The organism is Frankia sp. CpI1-P (genome assembly GCF_001421075.1).
GTDB lineage: Bacteria > Actinomycetota > Actinomycetes > Frankiales > Frankiaceae > Frankia > Frankia torreyi.
On the sequence record NZ_LJJX01000007.1, the window covers coordinates 23,896 to 29,895 of the forward strand.

At 71.8% G+C, this 6,000-nt stretch carries 6 protein-coding genes and 1 pseudogene; 4 read left to right on the plus strand and 3 right to left on the minus strand.

Annotation, left to right across the window (positions count from 1 at the left end; all coding sequences use genetic code 11):
* Window positions 1-229 precede the first annotated feature (229 nt).
* The 3 genes and pseudogenes from FF86_RS41875 to FF86_RS34140 all read right to left on the minus strand — a co-directional run.
* A partial coding sequence (locus FF86_RS41875; RefSeq protein ID WP_242418294.1) for an alpha/beta fold hydrolase occupies window positions 230-439 on the minus strand: 210 nt, incomplete at its 5' end.
* Between the two features lies 1 nt (window position 440).
* A pseudogene (locus FF86_RS41880) lies at window positions 441-1,120 on the minus strand (alpha/beta fold hydrolase); the annotation flags it as partial.
* A 191-nt stretch (window positions 1,121-1,311) separates the two neighbouring features.
* Window positions 1,312-1,461: a hypothetical protein gene (locus FF86_RS34140; protein ID WP_157866930.1), complete on the minus strand. Its 150-nt coding sequence runs from the start codon at window positions 1,459-1,461 to the stop codon at window positions 1,312-1,314.
* Window positions 1,462-2,282: 821 nt separating this feature from the next.
* Between FF86_RS34140 and FF86_RS31120 the strand changes: the two genes are divergently transcribed.
* The 4 genes from FF86_RS31120 to FF86_RS34650 all read left to right on the plus strand — a co-directional run.
* On the plus strand, window positions 2,283-2,753 hold the full coding sequence (locus FF86_RS31120; protein WP_063870347.1) for a holin: 471 nt from the start codon (window positions 2,283-2,285) through the stop codon (window positions 2,751-2,753).
* Window positions 2,754-2,873: 120 nt separating this feature from the next.
* Window positions 2,874-3,210: AAA family ATPase (locus FF86_RS65520; RefSeq protein ID WP_396229797.1), on the plus strand; the 337-nt coding region annotated here is incomplete at its 3' end.
* A 107-nt stretch (window positions 3,211-3,317) separates the two neighbouring features.
* Window positions 3,318-5,552: helix-turn-helix transcriptional regulator (locus FF86_RS06525; protein ID WP_206778907.1), on the plus strand; the 2,235-nt coding region annotated here is incomplete at its 3' end.
* Window positions 5,553-5,779: 227 nt separating this feature from the next.
* The coding region (locus FF86_RS34650) for a hypothetical protein (protein ID WP_199865688.1) at window positions 5,780-6,000 on the plus strand (221 nt) is incomplete at its 3' end.

A 6,000-nucleotide genomic window follows, 5' to 3' on the forward strand; every position in this document is an offset into this window, starting at 1 on the left:
AGCGCCGACCGGGCGAGCTTGCGAGTCCGTGTAGCCGCTCCTCGATCCCTTGTGGCGACCATGGGGTGGCGGCCATGGGCCTCGCCGTCGCCCTCAGCAGCGCGAGGCCGGCGCGCGATGTCGGCAGCGTCGTGCGCTGCAGTGGGCAGAAGACTGGTGCGGCCACCGGGCGGGTGATGTCGGAGCCCGACGACGACGCGCGCCTTCAGGAAGGTTGCGGGCGGAGGTATCACGTCGTTCCGTCGAGTGCCAGGGCGGCCGCGAGGGCGTCTGGGCGTTGCAGTTCGGGGAAGTGCCCCGTCCCGGGCAACCGGTGGATACGAACGGAGGGGACGTGGTCGCGTAGTGTCTCCGGATCGCTGGCGCGGTGGGACCGGTCGGCGTCGCCCCACAGCAGGGTGACCGGGACGGCCGGCGCCAGGGTCGGCGCGGGGCCGCTNAGGTAGGTCTGGAACGCGGTGGCGAGAGCGAACATCGCCCCCGCGGCGAACGCGGCGTCGCTGTGGCGGACGATCATGCTGCTCAGCATGGCGTCGGCCGTGGCGGCGCGCAGCCAGGAGCGGGCGACCAGCGGCGCGCACGGCCGCAGGAGGAGCTGGCCGACCCCCGGCAGGCGCAGCGGCGATCTGCGGGCGACGGAGTTCCGCCAGGCGATCTCCTGCGCCCAGCCCGGGGCCTGCGTGAGCACGAGACGGTCGACCAGGTCGGGGCGGCGGGTGGCGATGTCCAGGCCGAGGTAGCCGAACGCGCAGGGAAACACCAGCCCCATCGGTGCACCGCCGAGGTCAGCCAGGAATGCCTCGACGACCCGGGCGGTCGCGGCGAAGGAGCCGTCGAAGCCGGCCGGCGGGGTCGAGAAGCCGAATCCCGGTGGCTCGAGGACCACCACCCGGTGACGCCCGGCGAGCCGGCTGATCACCTCGCTGTAGGCCTCCACGGTGACCGGCGGATCCGCGACGAACACCAGCGTCCGCCCCTGTCCGACGTCGCGGACGCGCAGCAGCGCACCGGCGGCCTCGACGACGTGCACCCCCGGTGTCCGGGCCGACGCGGGCAGCCCGCGCCGCAGCGGCCGAGCGAACCGCTCGTCGATCCGAGGTCCCCATCGCGTCGCCGGCACCCGTCCATGTCATCAGACCGGTGCCGGCCGGCGTCGACCGGAGCTGGTGAAGGCGAGACCAATCCGGCGCCGGTCTGGTGCCCGGTAATCCCCGACCTCGCAGCGCCAGAGCTATGTGCGGACGGCACCGACGACCACCCCTGGGGTCAGCGCCCCGGTCGCCGGCGTCCAGCAGGAAGAGCTGACACGGGCTATCCGTCTGTGTCCGTCCCTCCGCGCACCACGGTGATGACCGTGAGCGTCAGGGCGAAGGTGCCGCCGAACGCGGCGCCGCCGGCGAGCACCGCGCTGGCCAAGCTCTCACCGTTGACCCGGACAAGGATCCCGGTGATCACAGCCACCAGGGTCGATAGGGCGGCGAGGAATGCTAGAAGCAGGATCAGGACTGTCCGGCGTTCGTTGTGGTCTCTAAGTGGGTGTTCGACCCTGTTCTAGGCTTCATAAGCAGGTTAATCTTCCGCCCGGCGGCCACGCCCAGTGACTTCTCGAAGAAATCCATGTAAGGTCTGAGGCATTCTATCCGATATGACATCCATGCCGATGCCGAGTTCGAACTGAAGAGTCCTGTCTCATCCCGCTGCCTGATGTTCTGCGGCTTTCATCGGCGACGGAAAGGATTCTTCCCCCTTCCTTGCCGTCCAGCAGTGGCGCCACTCCGTCCGGCAGCGTCAGCTCGTCACCGCAAGGGCCCTGGTTGCCGAAGCGGACAATCTACGTAAGGCCGATCCACGTCTTGCTCTCGGGCTCGCTCTCGCCGCCGACACGATCGACAGCCAGGCCGGAGCGCGCACCAGCCTGAGCACCACCCTGAACGACACGCCCCTCCAGACCGTACTCGGCGAGACCAACACGGTTGTTTCGGCCGCGCTCTGCCTCACCAGGGATGAATGGCGCCGCTATGCCCCCGGCGTCCCGTACAGGAGCACCTGCCGGTAATCAGGACACAGCGTGCTCCTCGGTCCCTACCTGCCAACGGACCACCCCCTCGGGCGTGGGGACGACACAGGCATGCTCGCCAGCTGCCTGATCGCGAGTAGTCGACTACTCGTGCGCTGGGAGCCGCCATGCGCCACAGTCGGGACCGTGGCGGCGGGCGGCACAGCGACCCGACGAGGCCGATGGACACCATCAGCTGACCGCCCCCGGGGGGAGGCGCGGACGGATGTCGACGGTCGAGATGGCAGGGGTGGACCCGCGAAAGCGGGACGTCGCTGAACTCCTTGTCGAGGCCACCACGGTGTGTGCCGCGGCCTTCTGGCGCGACCTGGCCGAACGGGCGGCCAAGACGTTCTGTCAGACACTGATGGTCGTCCTGGGCGCGGGTCGAGTGGGCCTGATGTCCGCGTCGTGGGTCCTGTCGCTGTCCCTGGGGGCAGCGGCCGCCGCCCTGTCGTTGCTGACGTCCGTCGGCTCCCGGCTGGCTCCGATCGGGACGCCGATGTCGCCGAGTCTTGTCGACACCTTCCCCGAGATCTATGCGCGTGCGCGATCGGTGGGATTCCCTGCCGGACCAGGGGCGGGCGGTGCGGCGCGGCCGGCGTCGTCCTCGCCGCGGTCGGGGTCGGAATCGGCGCGGCCGGAGCCCGGTGCGGCGGGAGTTCGCGGCCTACGCCGACGGCGGGTTTCTTCCTGACTCTCCTGGCGCTCGGGCTGTCCTGACGAACCGACCAGCCGGATTATCTTCGTTCTATTGTCGCGCTCGAGTCACCGCGGCGGGAGATCTTCGACGCTGGGCCGGCGGTAAGGTTCGGTCGTGCGGGGGGGATGGTCATTGACGGGCCGGGCCGAGGAACTGGGTCTGGTCGACCGGGTGATGCGCCTGGCTTCGGGGCCCACGGGTGTGTTTCTCGCGGGTGAGGCTGGCGTCGGAAAGACGCGGCTGGCCCGGGAGGCGCTGGCGGCGGCGCGCCGCCGCGGGATGGTCGTGCGGTGGGCGACCGCGACCATGGCGACCCGGGGGATTCCGCTGGGCCTGTTCACGGTCTTTGGTGCTTCCGGCGGTGACCTCGCGACGGCGACGCGGCGGACCTTCGACCTGTTGAGCGACGGCGGGTCGGACGGCCGCCCCATTGTGCTCGGGGTGGACGACGNGCATCTGCTGGACGAGGTTTCGGCGCTTGTCCTGTACCAGTTGGCGTCCCGTGGGCTGGTCAGACTCGTGGTCACCGTCCGGAACGGAACGTTGGTGCCGGAGACGGTGACCGCCTTGTGGAAGGAGCAGTATCTGGAGCGTGTGGAGGTCGTGCCACTGGCCGAACCCACAGCGCGCGATCTTCTGCGGACGGTCCTGGGTGGTGACGTCGACAGCGTCAGCGCCCAGCGGATCTGGGCGCTGACCCGCGGGAATCCGCTGTATCTGCGGCTGCTCGTGGAGGGCGAACGGGCAGCCGGCCGGCTGCGGGCGACCGCGGGGGTGTGGCGCTGGTCGGGGGAGCCACGCCTGTCCCGTGGGCTCACGGAGCTGGTGGAGGCTCGGATGGGGGAGCTGCCGGAGCCGCTGCGAGACGTGATCGATCTCCTCGCGCTCAGCGAGCCACTCGGCGTCGTTCCCCTGGTGCGCCTGACCTCCCGGGCTGCCGTCGAGCAGGCCGAGGAGCGCGGCCTGCTGGAGATCAGCAGAGACGGACAGCGGCTGCACGCCCGGCTCGCCCACCCGCTCTACGGCGAGGTGCGTCGCGCGAGTACCGGCCTGCTGCGGGCCCGGCGGCTGCGCGGAACCCTCGCGACGACCCTCGGGGCCCTCGGCACCCGGCGCGCCGATGACGTTCTTCGCCAGGCCGTGCTGGTCATGGACTCGGATCTCACCCCGGACACCGGTCTGCTGCTCGCCGCCGCACGCGCGGCCAGCGTGCTCGGTGACGTCGGCCTGTCGGAGCGGCTCGCTCGGGCCGCGATCGCCGCCGGAAGCGGGTTCGAGGGCCGCCTCCTGCTCGCGTTCGCCCTGACCTGGCTCAACCGCGGGCAGGAGGCCGAGGAGCAGCTTCGCGTGTCGGAGCCGCTCGCGCGCAGCATCGTCGAGCAGAGCCTGGTGGCGATTCCCCGGGCCGGGAACCTGTTCTGGATCCTGCGGCAACCGGACGAGGCCGACGAGGTCCTGCGGCGCGCGGAACACGCCTTGGAGGCTCTGTCCGTCCCCGCCGGCGCATCGGTCGCCGTGGACGGGACGCTCAGCATCACCGACCCTGATCGCGCCGCCCAGGACGGCGCCACGGTCAGGGCGGCGCTGGCCGCGCTGCGCTGCACGTTCGATCTCTGGCTGGGCCGGCCCGCCGAGGCGGTGCGCGCGGCCCGCGCGGCGCTGGAGCAGACCACGCTGCCCGACGAATCGGTCGTCCTGGCCGGCTGGGGCCTGTCCGCCGGCCTGGGTGTCCTCGGCCGTTTCGACGAGGCCCGCCCGGAGTTCCCCCGGCTGCGCGGGGCGGTCGCCCGCATCGGTGACGGCCCGCTGCTCGCCATGGGCCTGCATGACCTGAGTGTTCTCGGTCTGCGCCTCGCCGGCCATCTCGACGAGGCGCAGACGCTGGCCCGGACGTCCTACGACGAGCTTCGTCAACCGTTCGGGAACTCCCACCTGATGGGGATCACGCTGCTCGGTCACGTGGCGGCGGCGCGCGGGTACGCGCGCACCGCCCTGCGCTGGCTGCGCGAGGCTCACGCCGGCCTGGTGGACGGTGGGCTGGGCGGGTGGGAGATCCGCGCGCTGATGAGCCTGACCCAGTCGTACGCGATGCTCGGCGCCGCCACCGAGGCCAGGGTGGCGCTGCACCAGCTGGAGACGGGGTGGCATCCCGGGTTCGCGCTCTTCGAACCGGACCGGGCGCTGGCCACGGCCTGGGTCTCAGCCGCCGAAGGGGCGATCAGCGAGGCGATCGCGACGCTGTGCCGCGCTGCCGAGAGGAACGCGGACAACGGGGAGTGGGGCTGGGAGGTGTTGCTTCGCCAGACGGCCGCCCGGTTCGGGTACCGGCAGGGTGCCGCGAGGCTGGCGTGGCTCGCGCAGCGGGTCACGGGTCCGCGCGCGTCGCAGGCGGCCGCGCATGCCGCCGCGCTGGCCGCCGACGACGGCGCGGCGCTGCTGTCCGTCTCCTCCCAGCTGGAAGACATGGGGGACCTGGCCGCCGCCGCCGACGCCGCGGCGCAGGCCGCACTGGTGCATACCCGTGCGGGCCGGCGGGGCCAGGCGTCAGTGGCCACCGCGCGGGCCGACCGTCTGGCCCGCGCGGGCGAGGGTCTCCTGACCCCGGCGCTGGCGGCGGCCCTGCGGCCGCTGCCCCTGACCGCGCGGGAACGCGAGATCGTCAGCCTCGCGACCCGGGGACTGTCCAACCTGGAGATCTCCGCGCGTCTGGTCATCTCGGTCCGCACCGTGGAAGGACATATCCTGCGCGCCGGACAGCGGCTCGGCGTACGCGGCCGAACCGGCCTGGCCGCCNCGGTGTGGGGCGACACACCGGCCTTCGAAGACGAGTAGTCGACTACTCGTGCGCCGCCCGCCCGCCCGCGCCACGGTCAATTCCTGGTCGCGTACGCGTGGCGATGCTTGGACGGCGCCGCGCCAGGAACGGGGAGATACGGATGCGGGGGCGTCTACTCGGACAGGCTCGGGCGCGACTGCAACGGTTGATGCGCGCCTCCTTCGAGCAGAAGAGCCCCTTCGGCATGTCTGATCCAGCCCAGGCCGGAGCTGATCGGGCTGTCGACCTACTGCGCGAGACTCTGCATACCGGCGACCCCACCGCGCTCAACACTGCCATCGACCTGTTCCACCAAGCGGTGGCGGCCACCCCGACCGACGATCCCGACCGCGCCGGGATGCTGTCCGACCTCGGCGGCGCCCTGCAGGTCCGGTTCGGGCGGATCGGGGAGCTGGGTGATCTGGA

Excerpts from the sequence above, each read along its gene's own strand:
- FF86_RS31120 (WP_063870347.1), top strand. The coding sequence starts at position 2,283 with ATGTCGACGGTCGAGATGGCAGGGGTGGACCCGCGAAAGCGGGACGTC.